The sequence below is a fragment of the Escherichia sp. E4702 genome (assembly GCF_963883545.1).
Lineage (GTDB): Bacteria > Pseudomonadota > Gammaproteobacteria > Enterobacterales > Enterobacteriaceae > Escherichia.
This window is the reverse complement of the sequence record NZ_CAWORF010000014.1, coordinates 354,806-374,364: the sequence shown is the minus strand read 5'-3', so window position 1 is coordinate 374,364 and position 19,559 is coordinate 354,806. Positions and strand designations below refer to the sequence as shown.

Annotated in this window: 20 protein-coding genes and 1 other annotated feature; of the genes, 8 read left to right on the top strand and 12 right to left on the bottom strand. The window is 49.9% G+C overall.

Translation table 11 applies throughout. The features are described from left to right. Positions 1-3: 3 nt before the first annotated feature. The 7 genes from pheT to thrS all read right to left on the bottom strand — a co-directional run bounded on the left by pheT (position 4) and on the right by thrS (position 7,013). Positions 4-2,391 carry a phenylalanine--tRNA ligase subunit beta gene (gene pheT, locus AACU94_RS07895; protein WP_001524772.1) on the bottom strand — a complete coding sequence of 796 codons (2,388 nt, stop codon included), beginning with the start codon at positions 2,389-2,391 and terminating at the stop codon, positions 4-6. A 14-nt stretch (positions 2,392-2,405) separates the two neighbouring features. After that, positions 2,406-3,389: a phenylalanine--tRNA ligase subunit alpha gene (pheS, locus tag AACU94_RS07890; RefSeq protein WP_000018588.1), complete on the bottom strand. Its 984-nt coding sequence runs from the start codon at positions 3,387-3,389 to the stop codon at positions 2,406-2,408. Positions 3,390-3,597: 208 nt separating this feature from the next. Continuing rightward, positions 3,598-3,722, bottom strand: a sequence feature (Phe leader region). Continuing rightward, positions 3,672-3,716, bottom strand: coding sequence for a pheST operon leader peptide PheM (gene pheM / locus AACU94_RS07885; RefSeq protein ID WP_001386830.1), 45 nt, complete (start codon positions 3,714-3,716; stop codon positions 3,672-3,674). It overlaps the preceding feature by 45 nt. A gap of 116 nt (positions 3,723-3,838) precedes the next feature. Next, complete coding sequence (rplT, locus tag AACU94_RS07880) at positions 3,839-4,195, bottom strand: 50S ribosomal protein L20 (protein WP_000124850.1); 357 nt, start codon at positions 4,193-4,195, stop codon at positions 3,839-3,841. Between the two features lie 53 nt (positions 4,196-4,248). Beyond that, complete coding sequence (gene rpmI, locus AACU94_RS07875; protein WP_001124225.1) at positions 4,249-4,446, bottom strand: 50S ribosomal protein L35; 198 nt, start codon at positions 4,444-4,446, stop codon at positions 4,249-4,251. 92 nt (positions 4,447-4,538) lie between these two features. Continuing rightward, on the bottom strand, positions 4,539-5,081 hold the full coding sequence (gene infC / locus AACU94_RS07870) for a translation initiation factor IF-3 (RefSeq protein ID WP_001700733.1): 543 nt from the start codon (positions 5,079-5,081) through the stop codon (positions 4,539-4,541). A gap of 3 nt (positions 5,082-5,084) precedes the next feature. Then, a complete protein-coding gene (gene thrS / locus AACU94_RS07865; RefSeq protein WP_135489214.1) occupies positions 5,085-7,013 on the bottom strand; it encodes a threonine--tRNA ligase in 1,929 nt (642 codons plus the stop codon). 301 nt (positions 7,014-7,314) lie between these two features. Between thrS and yniD the strand changes: the two genes are divergently transcribed. Then, entirely contained in the window at positions 7,315-7,422 is a 108-nt protein-coding gene (yniD, locus tag AACU94_RS07860) for a small membrane protein YniD (RefSeq protein ID WP_064529152.1), read from the top strand. 60 nt (positions 7,423-7,482) lie between these two features. Here the strand turns inward: yniD and AACU94_RS07855 are convergent, their stop codons facing one another. Continuing rightward, positions 7,483-8,241 (bottom strand): DUF481 domain-containing protein, encoded by a 759-nt coding sequence (locus tag AACU94_RS07855; RefSeq protein ID WP_135489213.1) that lies wholly within the window; start codon positions 8,239-8,241, stop codon positions 7,483-7,485. A 286-nt stretch (positions 8,242-8,527) separates the two neighbouring features. Here AACU94_RS07855 and pfkB point away from each other — a divergent pair, with 286 nt between their 5' ends. From pfkB to AACU94_RS07840, 3 genes are all read left to right on the top strand, one after another. Continuing rightward, positions 8,528-9,457, top strand: coding sequence for a 6-phosphofructokinase II (gene pfkB, locus AACU94_RS07850; RefSeq protein ID WP_130219020.1), 930 nt, complete (start codon positions 8,528-8,530; stop codon positions 9,455-9,457). 101 nt (positions 9,458-9,558) lie between these two features. Beyond that, complete coding sequence (gene ghoS, locus AACU94_RS07845; RefSeq protein ID WP_130218889.1) at positions 9,559-9,846, top strand: type V toxin-antitoxin system endoribonuclease antitoxin GhoS; 288 nt, start codon at positions 9,559-9,561, stop codon at positions 9,844-9,846. 104 nt (positions 9,847-9,950) lie between these two features. Further along, positions 9,951-10,811 carry a fructosamine kinase family protein gene (locus AACU94_RS07840; RefSeq protein ID WP_130218887.1) on the top strand — a complete coding sequence of 287 codons (861 nt, stop codon included), beginning with the start codon at positions 9,951-9,953 and terminating at the stop codon, positions 10,809-10,811. A 40-nt stretch (positions 10,812-10,851) separates the two neighbouring features. On the opposite strand, the gene AACU94_RS07835 is transcribed toward AACU94_RS07840, so the two are convergent. Beyond that, entirely contained in the window at positions 10,852-11,388 is a 537-nt protein-coding gene (locus AACU94_RS07835; protein ID WP_135489212.1) for a YniB family protein, read from the bottom strand. Between the two features lie 146 nt (positions 11,389-11,534). Between AACU94_RS07835 and hxpB the strand changes: the two genes are divergently transcribed. The 3 genes from hxpB (at position 11,535) to tcyP (ending at position 14,479) form a co-directional block, all read left to right on the top strand. Further along, positions 11,535-12,203, top strand: a complete 669-nt coding sequence (gene hxpB, locus AACU94_RS07830; RefSeq protein WP_130218883.1) for a hexitol phosphatase HxpB — start codon at positions 11,535-11,537, stop codon at positions 12,201-12,203. 161 nt (positions 12,204-12,364) lie between these two features. Next, the gene (locus AACU94_RS07825; RefSeq protein ID WP_064529159.1) at positions 12,365-12,955 is read left to right on the top strand and encodes a metal-dependent hydrolase; all 591 of its coding nucleotides are present in this window, start codon (positions 12,365-12,367) and stop codon (positions 12,953-12,955) included. 132 nt (positions 12,956-13,087) lie between these two features. Further along, positions 13,088-14,479 carry a cystine/sulfocysteine:cation symporter gene (gene tcyP, locus AACU94_RS07820; RefSeq protein WP_064529160.1) on the top strand — a complete coding sequence of 464 codons (1,392 nt, stop codon included), beginning with the start codon at positions 13,088-13,090 and terminating at the stop codon, positions 14,477-14,479. Between the two features lie 46 nt (positions 14,480-14,525). Here tcyP and cedA read toward each other — a convergent pair whose 3' ends face one another. Further along, a complete protein-coding gene (cedA, locus tag AACU94_RS07815) occupies positions 14,526-14,789 on the bottom strand; it encodes a cell division activator CedA (protein ID WP_130236587.1) in 264 nt (87 codons plus the stop codon). 182 nt (positions 14,790-14,971) lie between these two features. Between cedA and katE the strand changes: the two genes are divergently transcribed. Then, on the top strand, positions 14,972-17,233 hold the full coding sequence (katE, locus tag AACU94_RS07810) for a catalase HPII (protein ID WP_135489211.1): 2,262 nt from the start codon (positions 14,972-14,974) through the stop codon (positions 17,231-17,233). Positions 17,234-17,372: 139 nt separating this feature from the next. Here katE and chbG read toward each other — a convergent pair whose 3' ends face one another. Together chbG and celF are read right to left on the bottom strand one after the other, a co-directional pair. Then, complete coding sequence (gene chbG, locus AACU94_RS07805) at positions 17,373-18,131, bottom strand: chitin disaccharide deacetylase (protein ID WP_130218875.1); 759 nt, start codon at positions 18,129-18,131, stop codon at positions 17,373-17,375. 12 nt (positions 18,132-18,143) lie between these two features. Then, positions 18,144-19,496, bottom strand: coding sequence for a 6-phospho-beta-glucosidase (celF, locus tag AACU94_RS07800; RefSeq protein WP_135405825.1), 1,353 nt, complete (start codon positions 19,494-19,496; stop codon positions 18,144-18,146). Positions 19,497-19,559: the final 63 nt, after the last annotated feature.

Below are 19,559 nucleotides of genomic sequence, written 5' to 3'. Positions count from 1 at the left end.
GGTTCAATCCCTCAATGATGCCTGGAATCGCTCTTTTAATGCCTCTACACATTTGGCGACGGTAGCGGCAATCTCCTCTTCTTCGAGTGTACGGCTGGTATCTTGCAGGATCAGGCTTATGGCGAGGCTCTTATACCCCTCCGCAACACCCTTACCGCGGTACACGTCAAATAAGTTTACGCCAACTACCTGATTTACGCCAACTTTCTTACATTCGGATAAAATATCCGCTGCGGGAACGTTTTCTGCAACCACAACCGCGATGTCACGACGGTTCGCCGGGAAGCGCGAAATCTCGCGCGCTTGAGGCACCACGCGGTCTGCGAGCTTGTTCCACTCCAGTTCAAACACCAGAGTGCGACCGTTAAGATCCAGTTTACGTTCCAGTTCAGGATGAACAACCCCAACAAAACCAATACGTTCACCTTTCAGATAAATCGCTGCGGATTGCCCCGGATGCAGTGCCGGATTCGCTTCTGCACGGAACTCAACCTCATTCAGTTTACCGGTCAGGTCGAGAACGGATTCAAGATCGCCTTTCAAATCATAGAAATCAACGGTCTCTTTTGCCAGGTTCCAGTGCTCTTCGTAACGGTTACCGCAAATCACACCGGCTAACATCAGATCCTGACGAATGCCCAATGGCGCCTGGGTATCTGGCACGAAGCGCAGACCGCTTTCAAAAATGCGCACACGGTTTTGCTGACGGTTCTGGTTGTACACTACAGTTGCCAGCAGACCTGTCCACAGAGAAAGACGCATTGCCGACATTTCAACGGAAATCGGGCTTGGCAGCAGTAAGGCTTCAACGCCCGGGTGGATCATCTGCTGCACTTTCGGATCAACGAAGCTATAGGTGATCACTTCCTGATAGCCTTTGTCGTTGAGCAGCGTTTTCACGCGCTTGAGCGACAGGTCAGCTTCACGGTGAGTCCCCATAATCAGGCTCGCCTGTACCGGTTCATCCGGGATGTTGTTGTAGCCGTAAACACGCGCCACTTCTTCGACCAGATCTTCTTCAATCTCCATGTCGAAACGCCAGCTCGGCGCAACAGCCTGCCACTCGTCCTTGCCTTCGGTAACTTCACAGCCGAGACGACGCAGAATGTCAGTGACCTGCTCATCGGCAATATGATGGCCGATCAGACGATCCAGTTTGCTACGACGCAGAGTGATGGTCGCACGCTTCGGCAGCGTTGCTTCGTTAGTGATATCGATAACCGGGCCAGCTTCACCGCCGCAGATATCGATCAGCAGACGGGTCGCACGTTCCATTGCTTTGTGCTGCAGTGCCGGATCAACACCACGCTCATAACGGTGAGACGCATCAGTATGCAGGCCATGACGACGAGCACGACCGGTGATAGACAGCGGGCTGAAGAAAGCGCATTCCAGCAGGACGTTTTGCGTTTCGTCATTCACGCCAGAGTGTTCGCCACCGAAGATACCGCCCATCGCCAGCGCCTTGTTGTGGTCGGCGATGACCAGGGTGTCAGCGTTCAGCTTCGCTTCGGTACCGTCGAGCAGTACCAGCGTTTCGCCCTCTTTCGCCATCCGCACCACAATGCCGCCTTCAATGCGATCTTTGTCGAAAGCGTGCATCGGCTGGCCCAGTTCAAGCAGCACATAGTTGGTGACGTCAACGACTGCATCGATAGAACGAATCCCGCAACGACGCAGTTTTTCTTTCATCCACAGCGGAGTTGGCGCTTTAACGTTAATGCCTTTTACTACGCGGCCAAGATAACGTGGGCAGGCTTCCGGTGCTTCTACCGCAATCGGCAGCGTGTCATCGATGGTTGCACCAACCGGGACAATTTCCGGTTCAACCAGTGGAAGCTGGTTCAGCACGGCAACATCACGCGCTACGCCGATAATGCCTAAGCAGTCTGCACGGTTTGGCGTCACACTGATTTCGATGGTGTTGTCATCAAGTTTCAGGTATTCACGGATGTCGGTGCCAATTGGCGCATCTGCAGGCAGTTCGATAATACCGTTATGATCGTCAGAAATACCCAGCTCAGAGAAGGAGCACAGCATCCCTTCAGACGGTTCACCGCGCAGTTTCGCGGCTTTAATTTTGAAATCGCCCGGCAGTACAGCACCAATCGTTGCTACCGCCACACGCAGGCCCTGACGACAGTTTGGCGCGCCGCAGACGATGTCCAGCAGGCGATCGCCACCGACATTGACTTTGGTCACTCGCAGTTTGTCAGCATTCGGATGCTGCGCACATTCAACCACTTCACCAACGACCACGCCGTGGAAGCTACCGGCAACCGGTTCTACACCGTCAACTTCCAGGCCCGCCATCGTGATTTGATTCGCCAGCGCATCACTATCGATCGCCGGGTTCACCCATTCGCGTAACCACAGTTCACTGAATTTCATAATCTATTCCTGCCTTATTTAAACTGTTTGAGGAAACGCAGATCGTTTTCGAAGAATGAACGCAGGTCGGTGACGCCGTAACGCAACATGGTCAGACGCTCCATCCCCATACCGAAGGCGAAACCGGAGTAAACTTCCGGATCGATGCCAACATTACGCAGCACGTTCGGATGCACCATCCCGCAGCCCAGTACTTCCAGCCATTTACCGTTTTTACCCATGACGTCCACTTCTGCAGAAGGTTCGGTAAACGGGAAGTAGGAAGGACGGAAGCGAATCTGCAAATCTTCTTCAAAGAAGTTACGCAGGAAGTCGTGCAGCGTGCCTTTCAGGTTGGTAAAGCTGATGTTGGTATCAACAATCAGACCTTCCATCTGATGGAACATCGGCGTGTGAGTCTGGTCGTAGTCGTTACGGTAAACGCGGCCAGGCGCGATAATACGAATCGGCGGCTGCTGGGCTTTCATGGTGCGGATCTGTACGCCAGAGGTCTGGGTACGCAGCAGGCGGGTAGCGTCAAACCAGAAAGTGTCGTGGTCAGCGCGCGCCGGGTGGTGGCCAGGAATGTTCAGAGCATCGAAGTTATGATAATCGTCTTCGATTTCCGGCCCGGTTGCCACGGTAAAGCCAAGCTCACCGAAGAAACTTTCGATACGGTCGATGGTACGGGTAACCGGATGCAGACCACCGTTTTCGATACGACGACCTGGCAGGGAAACATCGATAGTTTCTGCAGCCAGACGCGCATTCAGCGCTGCGCTTTCCAGTTCGGCTTTACGCGCATTCAGCGCCTGCTGAACTTGCTCTTTCGCTTCGTTGATAACCGCACCAGCTGCCGGACGCTCTTCTGGCGGCAGCTCACGCAGGGTCGTCATCTGAAGGGTTAAGTGCCCTTTTTTACCCAAATATTCGACGCGCACATTGTCTAACGCGGCAACATCTGACGCCTGGCTAATGGCCGCCTTCGCACTGGCAACCAGTTCTGCGAGATGTGACATGGTTTTCCTCATTGTGTCAGTGGTGACACTGGTTCGTTGGACTTAGAGCCTATCCCATCAGGCTATTTTACTTGCCATTTTGGTCCCGGCAGTGCTCGAAATCCTCACGTACTTAAGTACGCTCCGGTTTCTCCACGCTGACCGTGTCCAGACTGGCTGCGACAATTACGCCTGATGAGACAGGCTTTTTATTTTTCAAAACGCGCATACAAAAAAAGCCTCCACTGGGAGGCTTTCAGGCGCTGTTTTCCGTTTCTCTTCTCACGCGCTAGCCTCCTGGAGTCAGGTGCTAAAGTAAAAAAAGAAGCGGAAAATAGCAGCATTCATTGCTTGCGTTACCTTTTGGTACTTTTCAAAAGACCTTTATTGAAAAGGCTACAGCGATAAAAGTCAATGTTTTGATGGCGTTGAAACGAAAAGAGGGAGACTAGCTCCCTCTTTCAACTGGCTTATGCCAGAGCTGCTTTCGCTTTTTCAACCAGAGCGGTGAACGCTACTTTGTCGAATACTGCGATATCAGCCAGGATCTTACGGTCGATTTCAACAGAGGCTTTTTTCAGGCCATTGATGAATTTGCTGTAAGAAATACCGTTCTGACGTGCTGCTGCGTTGATACGCGCAATCCACAGTTGACGGAACTGACGCTTACGTTGACGACGGTCACGGTAAGCATACTGACCAGCTTTGATAACAGCCTGGAAGGCAACGCGGTATACGCGAGAACGCGCACCGTAGTAGCCTTTAGCTTGTTTCAAAATTTTCTTGTGACGTGCGCGTGCAATAACACCACGTTTTACGCGAGCCATATGTGCTCTCCTGTATCTATATTCTAATTAAAAAGTTAAAAAACGTTAACGGCTTATGCGTACGGCAGGCACGCGATTACCAGGCCCAGATCGCCTTTGGAAACCATGGCTTTCGGACGCAGGTGACGTTTACGTTTGGTCGCTTTTTTGGTCAGAATGTGACGCAGGTTAGCGTGCTTGTGCTTAAAACCACCTTTACCGGTTTTTTTGAAGCGCTTAGCAGCACCGCGTACGGTCTTAATTTTTGGCATTTTAATAACTTCCACTTCGCATTGTTGATAAACAGAAACAAAGGCGAATCACCCTGTGAGCCGAGGCCCACAGGAATGATTACTTGATGGCCTTACTGTTTCTTCTTAGGAGCGAGCACCATGATCATCTGGCGGCCTTCGATCTTCGTTGGGAAGGATTCGACCACTGCCAGTTCTTGCAAATCGTCTTTCACGCGATTAAGCACTTCCATACCGATTTGCTGGTGCGCCATCTCACGACCGCGGAAACGCAGCGTGATTTTGGCTTTATCACCCTCTTCGAGAAAGCGAATCAGGCTGCGGAGTTTTACCTGATAGTCGCCTTCATCTGTACCAGGACGGAATTTAATTTCCTTAACCTGGATAACTTTTTGCTTTTTCTTCTGTTCCTTAGAAGACTTGCTCTTTTCATAGAGGAATTTGCCGTAATCCATTATACGACAAACCGGCGGCTCGGCGTTAGGGCTGATCTCGACTAAGTCTACTCCGGCTTCTTCAGCTTTCTCCAGAGCTTCTCTCAGACTCACAATACCAAGCTGCTCGCCTTCCAAACCTGTTAAGCGAACTTCCTGGGCGCGAATTTCGCCATTGATACGGTTAGGACGCGCCGTTTGAACTCGTTTTCCGCCTTTAATACCTTATTCCTCCAATTGTTTAAGACTGCGGCTGCGAATCTCTTGTTGCAGCTTCTCGATCACTTCATTTACGTCCATGCTTCCCAGGTCTTTACCACGGCGGGTGCGAACGGCAACTTTGCCAGATTCCACCTCTTTATCACCACAGACCAGCATATATGGGACGCGACGCAAAGTGTGCTCGCGGATTTTAAAGCCAATCTTCTCATTTCTCAAGTCTGCTTTAACACGAATGCCCGCATTTGATAGTTTTTGCGTCAATTCGTTAACGTATTCAGACTGTGAATCCGTAATATTCATGATAACAACCTGAACCGGCGCAAGCCAGGTCGGGAAGAAACCAGCGAACTCTTCGGTCAGGATACCGATGAAACGTTCCATCGACCCAAGAATTGCACGGTGAATCATTACCGGAACCTTACGCTCGTTGTCTTCGCCTACATAGGAAGCGCTCAGACGAGACGGTAAGGAGAAGTCCAGCTGTACTGTACCGCACTGCCATGCACGATCGAGGCAGTCATACAGGGTAAATTCAATTTTCGGACCGTAGAACGCGCCTTCACCCAGTTGATACTCAAACGGGATGTTGTTTTCTTCCAGCGCAACTGCCAGGTCCGCCTCAGCACGATCCCACATTTCGTCACTGCCAATACGTTTTTCAGGACGAGTGGAAAGCTTGACCACGATCTTCTCGAAGCCAAAAGTGCTGTACATATCATAGACTAAACGGATACATCCGTTAACTTCATCGCGAATTTGTTCTTCAGTACAGAAGATATGCGCGTCATCCTGGGTAAAACCACGCACGCGCATCAGGCCGTGAAGGGATCCTGACGGCTCGTTACGGTGGCAGCTACCGAACTCGGCCATACGCAGCGGCAGATCGCGATACGACTTCAGCCCCTGGTTAAAGATTTGTACGTGACCCGGACAGTTCATCGGCTTAATGCAGTATTCACGGTTCTCAGAAGAGGTGGTGAACATTGCATCTTTATAGTTTTCCCAGTGACCGGTTTTTTCCCACAGGACGCGGTCCATCATAAACGGGCCTTTAACTTCCTGATACTGGTACTCTTTCAGTTTAGAGCGAACGAACACTTCCAGTTCACGGAAGATGGTCCAGCCGTCATTGTGCCAGAACACCATACCCGGCGCTTCTTCCTGCATATGGTACAGGTCGAGCTGTTTACCGATTTTACGGTGGTCGCGTTTAGCGGCTTCTTCCAGACGCTGCAGATATGCGTTGAGGGCTTTTTTATCTGCCCACGCAGTACCATAAATACGTTGCAACATTTTATTGTTGCTGTCGCCGCGCCAGTAGGCCCCTGCCGTTTTCATCAGTTTGAAATGGTGGCAGAAACGCATATTCGGTACGTGCGGACCGCGGCACATATCGACATATTCTTCGTGGAAATAGAGGTCTGGCTGGTCATCATGGGCGATGTTTTCGTCCAGGATGGAGACTTTATAGCTCTCGCCGCGTTTAACGAAAGTTTCACGCGCTTCGTGCCAGCTGACTTTCTTCTTAATGACGTCGTAGTTTTTCTCAGCAAGCTCATGCATCCGCTTCTCGAGTGCTTCGACATCTTCCTGGGTTAACGTGCGGTCAAGATCAACGTCGTAATAGAAACCGTTGTCAATAACCGGGCCGATTGCCATTTTGGTATGCGGCCAAAGTTGTTTAATTGCGTGCCCTAACAGGTGCGCACAGGAGTGACGAATGATCTCCAGACCTTCTTCGTCTTTAGCGGTAATGATCGCCAGTTTAGCGTCGTTTTCAATCAAATCGCACGCATCTACCAGTTCGCCATTAACGCGCCCTGCGATACAGGCTTTCGCCAGACCTGGACCAATGTCCAGCGCAACATCCATGGGGCTTACAGCGTGGTCGTAATGGCGTTGGCTGCCATCAGGAAGAGTAATAACAGGCATGTTATATCCTTATTTGCAGTGGTGACCCACACGAAAGATCACATACAAAGATTCATATGAAATTTATCAAAAAGGTTTGGGCTGATTCCCGCTTCACTCTGCGAAATATGTCACAGCATGCTGATTGGCGATGCCAGACCTACACCCACTTTCTGATAATACCGCTTGGCAGTTTACACGGTAATTGTTATCGGGCAAAGCGACAATCATCATCTTCGATATGATATAAATCAATACAGGCAACACCTGACCCTTTTGTTACACTCGATCATTGAAGACTGGAAATCCCCTGGAAAAACGCATGCCGACAAAACGTTTCAACAAAAAACACTGGAAGATGGTGGTAGTCCTGCTGTCTATTTGCGGCGCGATGCTGTTGCTACGCTGGGCAGCGATGATTTGGGGCTGAATGGTGATGCGCTATCAACAAACAATGCAGCCAGACCGCATAACACGGTCCGGCACATTATTACATCCTGTAGCCCAGCGATAACGTGGTGCGGCGATCGGTATGTTCCGGCGCAGACTCAGGCGGTTCAGAGTTCCATGTAACGTTGTAGGCCACCTTCAGACCAAAATGTTCATTGATGGCAACATTTAATGCGCTTTCCGAGTTCAGCGTAGTGTCTTCAGCACCAAAAACGGATACCCCTTGGGTAAATTTAGCGTTGTCGGTCAACTGCCATGTATAAGCTCCGGAGGCATACCCCAGCGGCTGCGTTTTACTGGCATTATCGGTATATTTGTCGTAACGCACGCCAGGGCCGAATTCAAAACGGAAGCTGTGTACCGGGCCATTTAAAAACTGGCGACCATAACCCGCAGTCAATACATCTCGTTCCCGATAACCGTTATAACGGTCTGTCAGCCAACTTGCCTGACCAAACAGATAATCATAATCAGTTAAATTAAAACGGCTACGACCACCTACTGCATATTTTTCCGAAGAACGCTCATCATTAGAAGAAGTATTGCTGGCATTTCCCCACAGCGACCAGGCAGTCGTCTGCCCATACCAAGTCATGGTGGTATCAGCCGTCAGTGAGGAACTTTTCGTGTTGCCTGATTGTGCAAGATAACCTGCGTTCAGATTACCTTCGAAAGGTTTTTTTGCGCTGGCAGGATCGTCCATGACAGTAAAAACGGAATCATCGGCAGTTGCAGTCAGAGACGCAAACATACCCCCCGCCAACATAACGATGGCAGGAACTGTCTTCAAAAGCTTCATTTATTAAAAGTCCGTACAACAAAAAAAGAGACCATCGCGGTCCCGGAAACTTTCTTAAGGATCAAAGAGTAGCGTCCCTGGAAAGGTGACAAATTATAAAAAGGAGTGAAAAACTTAGCAATGACTTCTTATTTCATTTTTTGAATAAGCGCGTTGCGAAAACAGATATTTATTTATATATCTTTACCTTATTAATTTTATATAAATATCTAATAAATCATATTGTTAATTCCTTCACTTTCCACTGATTCAGTGCCAGACTGAAATCAGCCTATAGGAGGAAATGATGGTACGTATCTATACGTTGACACTTGCGCCCTCTCTCGATAGCGCAACAATAACCCCGCAAATTTACCCCGAAGGAAAACTGCGCTGTACTGCCCCCGTGTTTGAACCAGGTGGTGGCGGTATTAATGTCGCTCGTGCCATTGCTCATCTGGGCGGGAGCGCGACGGCTATATTCCCGGCCGGCGGCGCGACCGGGGAACATCTCGTCGCTCTGCTGGCCGATGAAAATGTCCCTGTTGCCACTGTCGAAGCGAAGGACTGGACCCGCCAGAATCTGCATGTACATGTGGAATCCAGCGGTGAGCAGTATCGCTTTGTCATGCCCGGCGCAGCTTTAAGCGAAGATGAATTTCGTCAACTTGAAGAACAAGTTCTGGAAATCGAGTCAGGGGCTATTCTGGTTATTAGTGGAAGCCTGCCACCAGGCGTGAAACTGGAAAAGTTAACGCAGCTTATTTCTGCTGCGCAAAAACAAGGAATACGCTGCATCGTCGACAGTTCCGGCGAAGCCTTAAGCGCAGCACTGGCGATTGGCAACATCGAGTTAGTTAAACCTAACCAAAAAGAACTCAGCGCACTGGTAGGTCGCGAACTCACTCAACCCGATGATGTGCGCAAAGCCGCGCAGGAAATTGTTAATAGTGGTAAGGCCAAACGGGTCGTCGTTTCCCTTGGACCACAAGGAGCGTTGGGGGTAGATAGCGAAAACTGCATTCAGGTTGTGCCACCACCGCTAAAAAGCCAAAGTACCGTCGGTGCTGGCGACAGCATGGTAGGGGCTATGACGCTGAAGCTGGCAGAAAATGCCTCGCTTGATGAAATGGTTCGTTTTGGCGTCGCTGCCGGTAGTGCCGCAACACTCAATCAGGGAACACGCCTGTGCTCCCATGACGATACACAAAAAATTTACGCTTACCTTTCCCACTAATCGAGACATTCCCCCATCGGTTGGGGGAATCACCACAAACCTGTCGGCAACGCGTTTCTGCGACTATGCTAAAAAATCACGTGATAACAAAGAGGTGAATTATGGCTGGTGGCGATCTTGTCCGTTATGTCATTACCGTCATGTTGCATGAAGATACATTAACTGAAATTAATGAGTTAAATAACTTTCTGACACGCGATGGCTTTTCACTGACCATGACAGACGATGATGGGAACATCCATGAACTAGGGACGAATACCTTTGGACTTATCAGTACGCAAAACGAAGATGAGATAAGAGAACTCGTTGCCGGGCTCGCCCAGAGCGCTACAGGCAAAGACCCCGAGATAAGGATCACCACCTGGGAGGAATGGAATAGCAACAAATAAAGATTTTTGGGCAATAATCAGTCTGTGGTGTGCGTTAGCTCGTGTTTTTACACCTTATTCTTGCGCTAACCTTATGATCTGGCAGACAGCATGGGAGAGACATCATGTGGCAGGTAATCAGTCGTCTTTTGAGCGAGCAGTTAGGTGAAGGCGAAATCGAACTGCGTAATGAACTGCCTGGCGGGGAAGTCCATGCCGCATGGCATTTGCGCTATGCAGGACGCGACTTTTTCGTCAAATGTGATGAAAGAGAATTGCTTCCCGGTTTTACCGCCGAAGCCGACCAACTGGAGTTATTGTCTCGTAGTAAAACCGTCACCGTACCCCGGGTGTGGGCAGTTGGCGCTGACCGTGACTACAGTTTTCTGGTGATGGATTATCTCCCTCCTCGGCCGTTGGATGCACATAACGCCTTTATTTTAGGGCAGCAAATTGCGCATCTACATCAATGGAGCGACCAGCCACAATTTGGCCTCGATTTCGATAACGCCCTTTCTACTACCCCTCAACCCAATACCTGGCAACGCCGCTGGTCAACGTTTTTTGCTGAACAACGGATTGGCTGGCAACTGGAGCTGGCAGCAGAAAAAGGGATCGCCTTCGGCAATATCGACGCCATCGTCGAGCATATCCAGCAGCGCCTGGCTTCACATCAGCCGCAACCATCACTGTTACACGGCGATCTATGGTCAGGGAATTGTGCGCTAGGTCCGAATGGTCCGTATATTTTCGACCCTGCTTGTTACTGGGGCGACAGAGAGTGCGATCTGGCCATGTTGCCGCTACATACCGAACAGCCTCCGCAAATCTATGATGGTTATCAATCAGTTTCACCGCTCCCGATCGATTTCCTCGAACGCCAACCGATTTACCAGCTTTACACTTTGCTAAACCGCGCAAGGTTGTTTGGTGGTCAACATCTGGTTATTGCTCAACAATCATTGGATAGAGTGTTAGCCGCGTGACGGGAGTCGATGATAATGGCCGCACCGCGCGGCCTTTGTATTAAATGAAACCGAGCAGAGAAAAGAACACGTATCCCGCAGCAATACAAATGACCGGCAGGATATAGAGTGAAAAAAACTGCGTGAAGATAGTATGGCGTGGAACGACAATGCGCGACTCGATCTGTTCACGCGTTAACCCCTCTTCCCCTTTAGCCTTCTCCAGAATGAGTTGATCTTCAACGCCTTCGCGCAAGAAGCGCGCCTGACGACTCATGCGTGCTCCAGAGTCTTGCAACGCCAGCCCGACAAAAATCAGGATAAAGATCACCCAGAACATAACGTTCACACCACCATTAAAATTGGGCGTCGGCGAGTTATACCAGAACAGATTCAAAAAAGGCGTATTCGCCTGCATCATATCGATCATGACATGGGCAAAGTCGAGCATTACCGCATTAATGCCTTCCTGGGTTTCTTGCCGGGTATTCATAAACTTCAGCAAGGAAATCAACGTGGAAACAAGTGTTGGTATAAAAATCACCCAACCGAAAATCCTTTTCAAAATAGCAATGCGTCCAGCTTGTTGATACGTCATGAGTTCTCCTTGATTAAGACGCGTCGATTCACTTAGTTTACCTGTAGATATCTGTTTTCGCCCATTCTTTAAAGGCGATATGATAGGCGCTTAATCATAAGCACAGCTTAATACCTTACACATAATGCTCTAAAGGAGAGGTTGTAATGTCAACCCCACGACAGATTCTTGCTGCAATTTTTGATATGGATGGATTACTTATCGATTCCGAACCATTATGGGATCGGGCCGAACTGGATGTGATGGCAAGCCTGGGGGTGGACATCTCCCGTCGTAATGAGCTACCGGACACCTTAGGTTTACGCATCGATATGGTGGTTGATCTGTGGTATGCCCGGCAACCGTGGAATGGACCGAGTCGTCAGGAAGTGGTCGATCGGGTAATTGCCCGTGCCATTTCGCTGGTTGAAGAGACGCGTCCATTACTGCCTGGCGTGCGTGAAGCCGTTGCTTTATGTAAAGCGCAGGGCTTATTGGTCGGCCTGGCCTCAGCGTCACCGCTGCATATGCTTGAAAAAGTGCTGGCCATGTTTGACCTACGTGACAGTTTCGATGCCCTCGCCTCCGCCGAAAAATTGCCTTATAGCAAGCCACATCCGCAGGTTTATCTCGACTGCGCAGCAAAACTGGGCGTTGACCCAATCGCCTGCGTGGCGCTGGAGGACTCTGTTAATGGCATGATCGCCTCGAAGGCAGCACGAATGCGCTCCATCGTCGTTCCAGCACCAGAAGCGCAAAATGATCCACGTTTTGTGTTGGCGAATGTAAAACTTTCATCCTTGACCGAACTCACCGCGAAAGACCTCCTCGGTTAATAAAAAGGGGCGTGGTGACACGGCCCCTGGTTGCTTATCTGAAATCACGTTCAACTGATGATTTTATCATCAAATTATGATGAAGAGTTACACCGTCACCACTTCCGCGCACTGTATAAAAACCCTATACTGTACGTATCGACAGTTTAGTGAGTTTTATCATGACGGCGGAAGGTCACCTCCTCTTTTCTATTGCTTGTGCGGTGTTTGCTAAAAATGCCGAGCTTACACCCGTGCTGGCACAGGGTGACTGGTGGCATATTGTCCCTTCCGCAATATTAACTTGTCTGTTACCGGATATTGACCATCCAAAGTCGTTTCTTGGGCAGCGATTAAAGTGGATATCAAAACCCATTGCCCGCGCTTTTGGTCACCGTGGCTTTACCCACAGTCTGCTGGCGGTGTTTGCTCTACTGGCGACCTTTTATCTGAAAGTTCCGGAAAGCTGGTTTATTCCGGCTGATGCTCTGCAAGGTATGGTTCTCGGTTATTTGAGTCATATTCTTGCTGATATGTTGACCCCCGCTGGCGTTCCCCTACTCTGGCCGTGCCGATGGCGTTTCCGTCTGCCAATTCTGGTTCCACAAAAAGGCAACCAGTTAGAACGTTTTCTCTGCATGGCGTTGTTTGTCTGGTCAGTGTGGATGCCCCATTCACTGCCCGAAAACAGTGCCGTGCGTTGGTCATCGCAAATGATTAATACCTTGCAGATCGAGTTTCATCGCCTTATTAAGCATCAGGTTGAATACTAAAAAAACAAAAAACGCTTTTCTGGAATAAGCCATTCCATTTGAATATAAGAGCCAGCTCACAGTTCTGTTAATCTTGCTTCAACACTATGGCTACTGCGTAGCGATAGAAATAATAAGATCAGGAGAACGGGGATGAACTTTCCATTAATTGCGAACATCATAGTGTTCGTTGTGCTGCTGTTTGCGCTGGCCCAAACCCGCCACAAACAGTGGAGTCTGGCCAAAAAAGTGCTGGTAGGTCTGGTGATGGGTGTGGTTTTTGGCCTTGCCCTGCATACCATTTATGGTTCTGACAGCCAGGTACTCAAAGATTCTGTGCAGTGGTTTAACATTGTCGGTAACGGCTATGTTCAGCTACTGCAAATGATCGTCATGCCGCTGGTATTTGCCTCCATTTTAAGTGCGGTTGCCCGTCTGCATAACGCGTCTCAACTAGGAAAAATCAGTTTTCTGACTATTGGTACGCTACTGTTTACCACGCTGATTGCGGCGCTGGTCGGTGTACTGGTCACTAATCTGTTTGGTCTGACAGCTGAAGGGCTGGTTCAGGGTGGCGCTGAAACTGCACGTCTGAACGCTATCGAAAGCAACTATGTCGGTAAAGTCTCTGACCTGAGCGTTCCGCAGCTTGTCTTGTCCTTTATCCCGAAAAACCCGTTTGCCGATCTGACCGGTGCCAATCCGACGTCAATTATCAGCGTGGTAATTTTTGCGGCTTTCCTGGGCGTTGCAGCACTGAAACTGCTGAAAGATGATGCTCCGAAAGGTGAACGAGTCTTAACCGCTATCGATACGCTACAAAGCTGGGTGATGAAACTGGTTCGCCTGGTCATGCAACTGACGCCATACGGCGTTCTGGCACTGATGACCAAAGTCGTTGCTGGCTCCAACCTGCAAGACATCATTAAACTGGGTAGCTTCGTTGTCGCATCCTACCTCGGTCTTATCATTATGTTTGCAGTGCATGGCATTCTGCTGGGCATTAATGGCGTAAGCCCGCTGAAATACTTCCGTAAAGTATGGCCAGTGCTGACGTTTGCCTTCACCAGTCGCTCCAGTGCTGCGTCTATTCCGCTGAATGTAGAAGCACAAACGCGTCGTCTGGGTGTTCCTGAATCCATCGCCAGTTTCGCCGCCTCTTTCGGCGCGACCATTGGTCAAAACGGCTGTGCCGGGCTGTATCCGGCAATGCTGGCAGTGATGGTTGCGCCTACGGTTGGCATTAATCCGCTGGACCCAATGTGGATTGCGACACTCGTTGGTATCGTCACTGTGAGTTCAGCAGGTGTTGCAGGCGTTGGTGGCGGTGCAACATTCGCCGCACTGATTGTACTCCCTGCGATGGGCTTGCCGGTAACGCTGGTGGCATTGTTAATTTCCGTTGAGCCACTTATCGATATGGGCCGTACGGCACTGAACGTCAGCGGTTCTATGACCGCAGGTACACTGACCAGCCAGTGGCTGAAGCAGACCGATAAATCCATTCTGGATAGCGAAGATGACGCCGAACTGGCTCACCGTTAACCCTGGCTTATAACGCAAAACGCCTGTCATCCCGACAGGCGTTTTTTTACTCTTCGACCTCATTCTCTTGTCGAATCTGATTCGCCCAGCGCTGGGCCGCCTCCGGCACACTAAACGCCGGTGAGCGCAAGAATGATTCCCCCACCAGAACAAACGCCACATATTTGCTACGTAGTATCCAGACATCACGAAACGAATCCATTTTAATCGCATGCTCCGGCGGCGCAGGTTCCGTACGCGGGACATAGCTAATAATCGGGCGGTTTTGCTGACGTAGCGGTTTCTTCATTACTGGCTTCACTAAACGCATATTAAAAATCAGAAAAAATGTAGTTTAGCCGATTTAGCCCACGTCCGTCCTGCTTTGCGTACATCTTCAAATACTTTCGCCGACACCACTTCCAGAGCGAGACATCCCCGATGGTCTATAGTTAGAGGGTTTTTTGACCAAAAAAGCGGCCCTTTCAGCAATGAAATAAGGAGACGAGTTCAATGTCGCAACATAACGCAAAGAACCCACATCAGCACCAGTCCCCCCTGCACGACTCGAACGAAGCGAAACCAGGAATGGACTCACTGGCACCTGAGGACGGCTCTCATCGTCCAGCGGCTGAACCGACCCCGCCTGGCGCGCAGCCTACCGCGCCAGGCAGTCTGAAAGCCCCTGATACGCGTAACGAAAAACTTAATTCCCTGCAAGATGTACGTAAAGGCAGTGAAAATTATGCACTTACCACCAACCAGGGCGTGCGCATCGCTGACGATCAAAACTCACTGCGTGCCGGTAGCCGTGGTCCAACGCTGCTGGAAGATTTTATTCTGCGCGAGAAGATCACTCACTTTGACCATGAGCGTATCCCGGAACGTATTGTTCATGCGCGAGGATCTGCGGCTCATGGTTATTTCCAGCCGTATAAAAACTTAAGCGATATTACCAAAGCCGACTTCCTGTCTGACCCGAACAAAATCACCCCAGTGTTTGTCCGTTTCTCTACCGTTCAGGGTGGCGCTGGCTCTGCCGATACCGTGCGTGATATCCGCGGTTTTGCCACCAAATTCTATACTGAAGAGGGTATTTTTGACCTTGTCGGCAACAACACGCCGATCTTCTTTATTCAGGATGCGCATAAATTCCCCGATTTTGTTCATGCGGTAAAACCGGAACCGCACTGGGCGATCCCACAGGGAGGTAGCGCCCACGACACATTCTGGGATTATGTTTCCCTGCAACCGGAAACGCTGCATAACGTGATATGGGCGATGTCGGATCGCGGGATCCCGCGCAGCTACCGTACGATGGAAGGTTTCGGCATCCACACTTTCCGCCTGATTAACGCCGAAGGGAAAGCGACGTTTGTGCGTTTTCACTGGAAACCACTGGCAGGTAAAGCCTCGCTGGTATGGGATGAAGCGCAGAAACTCACCGGACGTGACCCGGACTTCCACCGCCGTGAGCTGTGGGAAGCCATTGAAGCAGGCGATTTCCCGGAATACGAACTGGGCTTCCAGTTAATCCCGGAAGAAGACGAATTCAAGTTTGATTTCGACCTTCTCGATCCAACCAAACTTATCCCGGAAGAACTGGTGCCGGTACAGCGCGTCGGCAAAATGGTGCTTAACCGCAACCCGGATAACTTCTTTGCCGAAAACGAACAGGTAGCTTTCCATCCAGGGCATATTGTTCCCGGTCTGGATTTCACCAACGACCCGTTATTGCAGGGACGTTTGTTCTCTTATACCGATACACAAATCAGTCGTCTTGGTGGGCCGAATTTCCATGAAATTCCTATTAACCGCCCGACCTGCCCTTACCATAATTTCCAGCGTGACGGCATGCACCGCATGGGAATCGACACCAATCCGGCAAACTACGAACCAAACTCCATCAACGACAACTGGCCGCGCGAAACACCGCCGGGGCCGAAACGCGGCGGTTTTGAATCATACCAGGAACGTGTAGAAGGAAATAAAGTTCGCGAACGTAGCCCGTCATTTGGCGAATATTATTCTCATCCGCGCCTGTTCTGGCTAAGCCAGACGCCGTTTGAACAGCGCCACATTATCGACGCTTTCAGCTTTGAATTGGGCAAAGTTGCTCGTCCGTATATTCGTGAACGCGTCGTTGATCAACTGGCACATATCGATGTCACTCTGGCGCAGGCTGTGGCGGAAAATCTCGGTATCGAACTGACTGATGAACAACTGAATATTACCCCGCCACCGGACATCAACGGTCTGAAAAATGCCCCAACATTAAGCCTGTATGCCATTCCTGACGGTGATGTCAAAGGCCGTGTGGCAGCGATTTTGCTTAATGATGAAGTGAGATCGGCAGACCTGCTGGCCATTCTCAAGGCGCTGAAAGCCAAAGGCGTTCATGCCAAACTGCTTTATTCACGAATGGGCGAAGTAACCGCCGATGACGGCACGGTATTGCCAATTGCTGCTACCTTTGCCGGAGCGCCTTCGCTGACGGTGGATGCGGTCATTGTCCCTTGCGGTAATATTGCGGATATCGCAGACAATGGCGATGCGAACTATTACCTGATGGAAGCCTACAAACACCTTAAACCGATTGCGCTGGCGGGAGACGCCCGCAAGTTCAAAGCGACAATTAAGGTGGATGACAAAGGTGAACAAGGGGTTGTGGAAGCCGACAGCGCTGACGGTAGTTTTATGGATGAACTGTTAACGCTAATGGCGGCGCACCGCGTCTGGTCACGTATGCCTAAGATTGACAAAATTCCGGCGTAAATATGGGTGGCGCAATTGCGCCACCTTTGCCTGATGCGCTGCGCTTATCAGGCCTACCGGATGTTCATAATGCTTTGAAATTTCAATGTATTGCATGCCGAATAAGGCATTTACGCCGCATCCGGCAAAACAGCCTTACCTACACATCCAGATAACTACCCAACCGATAACCACGCTCGGCAATGGCATACTTCAACGACGCCGACGTTAACACATCCAGTTCCGCTAACCGCGGGAAACAGTAAGCACTCTGGCGAATTGTATTATCGACAAACGCAGGATGGCACATCACTTCCAGTGAGCGTTCACCGCGATGACTGGAATCATCCAACACTTGCAGGAACAGTGATTCACTAATCTCTTCACCATAGAATGCACTACTGAAGCCCTGTGAACTGCGCAGATTTGCGGGTAAATCACCGTCGTTAAATACTGGCTGGCGATCAATACGCAACGCAATCCCCTCTTCAGCCGCAAACTTCGCCACAATCGGGAAAATCTGCGGGAACATATGCACATGATGATGACTATCAAGATGTGTTGGTTTGCGGCCAAACAATTCAATGAATCGCAGATACTGGCGGGCGAGTTCCTGGGAAATTTCTTCCAGTGGTAAGGCATCGTCTTCTGCCAGCTGCCAGATCCATTTCCCCAGCACACCTTGCCGGGTCAGCCCAGGCATCTCAGTCAGCGGCTTGCCCAGTGTAAGGACAAAGTGCATCCCAACTGCCAGACTCGGTTCATCACGACTTAACCGCACCGCATGGTCGATAGCTTCCCCATTCACCAGCGCCGTCGTTGAGGTGACAATACCATTACGACAGGCCTCGATAATGCCGTAGTTCTGGCCTTTACTTAAGCCAAAGTCATCAGCATTAACAATCAGTAAGCGTTCCATAATCAGCCTCAGTTAATGTGCTTTTTTGAGTTCTGCAATGCAGTCAGCAAAGTTTGGCAACCACTTCTCATGCGCCAGAATCATCTCTCTTGCCAGCAGTTCCGCGTCACGATCGGAATGCACCAGCGGGCTAAGGTTGAGCGCCAGTAACACATCGTTAAATTCACCGCTAAGGGCTGCGTGGCTGGCGGCAATCTCAAAACCTTTGATGGTATGAATCAAGCCCATCACTTTGTCATCGAAGTGTGTAATACGTGGATGTGGCGTCGCGCCATCGCGCCCCAGTGTACAGGTCATTTCTACCGCCCAGTCTGCCGGAATATTATCAATATGCCCATGATGCGGGATATTAACGTAATGTTCTGCTTGCTTGTCGTTGTAGATAGCATTAATCACTTCACACGCCGCATCTGAGTAATATGCCCCGCCGCGCTGTTCCAGTTCTTTCGGCTTAACTTTCAGGTCCGGATTTTTATACAGGTCAAAGAGTTGTTTCTCGACTTTCTGTACCACCTGTGCACGTGCGCCGCCTTTATAATACTCACCCATTTCAATCGCCAGCATCTCTTTTTGCTTGAAGTAATAAAGCAGATACGAGCACGGCAACAGATTCAGTGAGCGAATTAAGCCTTCGCTAAACGGCAGATCGAAAATATTTTTTACGCCAGACGCTTTTAACTGCCCGGATGCCACACCATCAAGCAATTCGGCAAAGCGAGACTTGCCATTTACCAGCACATCTTTAATAAACACCATGTGGTTTAGCCCGAACAGATCGATAGATAAATCATCGTTCTCATTCAACGCTAAAACATCGCTGATAAACATCTTCATGCCAATCGGAATATTACACACGCCGATAAAGCGTTTAAATCCGGTATGACGATAAACGGCTTCGGTGACCATTCCCGCTGGGTTCGTAAAGTTAATCACCCAGGCATTGGGGCAGAATTCTTCAACATCTTTGACTATGTCAAAAATCACCGGAATAGTACGCAGACCTTTAAACAGGCCACCTGCACCGTTGGTTTCCTGGCCGAGATAACCATGACTTAACGGAATACGTTCATCGAGTTCGCGTGCTGGTAATTGACCTACGCGCAACTGGGTAGTGACGAAATCGGCATCTTTCAATGCTTCGCAGCGATCGAGCGTTTTATAAAGCTTCATTGGTACACCAGCGTTATCAATCATCCGCTGGCAGAGATCGAAAATAATATCCAGCTTCGCTTTACCCTCTTCGACGTCCACCAGCCATAATTCACTCACCGGCAATTCGTGATAACGTTTAATAAACCCTTCCAGTAATTCCGGGGTATAGCTGCTCCCGCCACCAATAGTGACGACTTTTAATTTCTGGCTCATAATTTCTCCCTTCACTAGGAAATACTGATATTCGTCGTGCCTGCCGCTAAGTCAGGAATAACC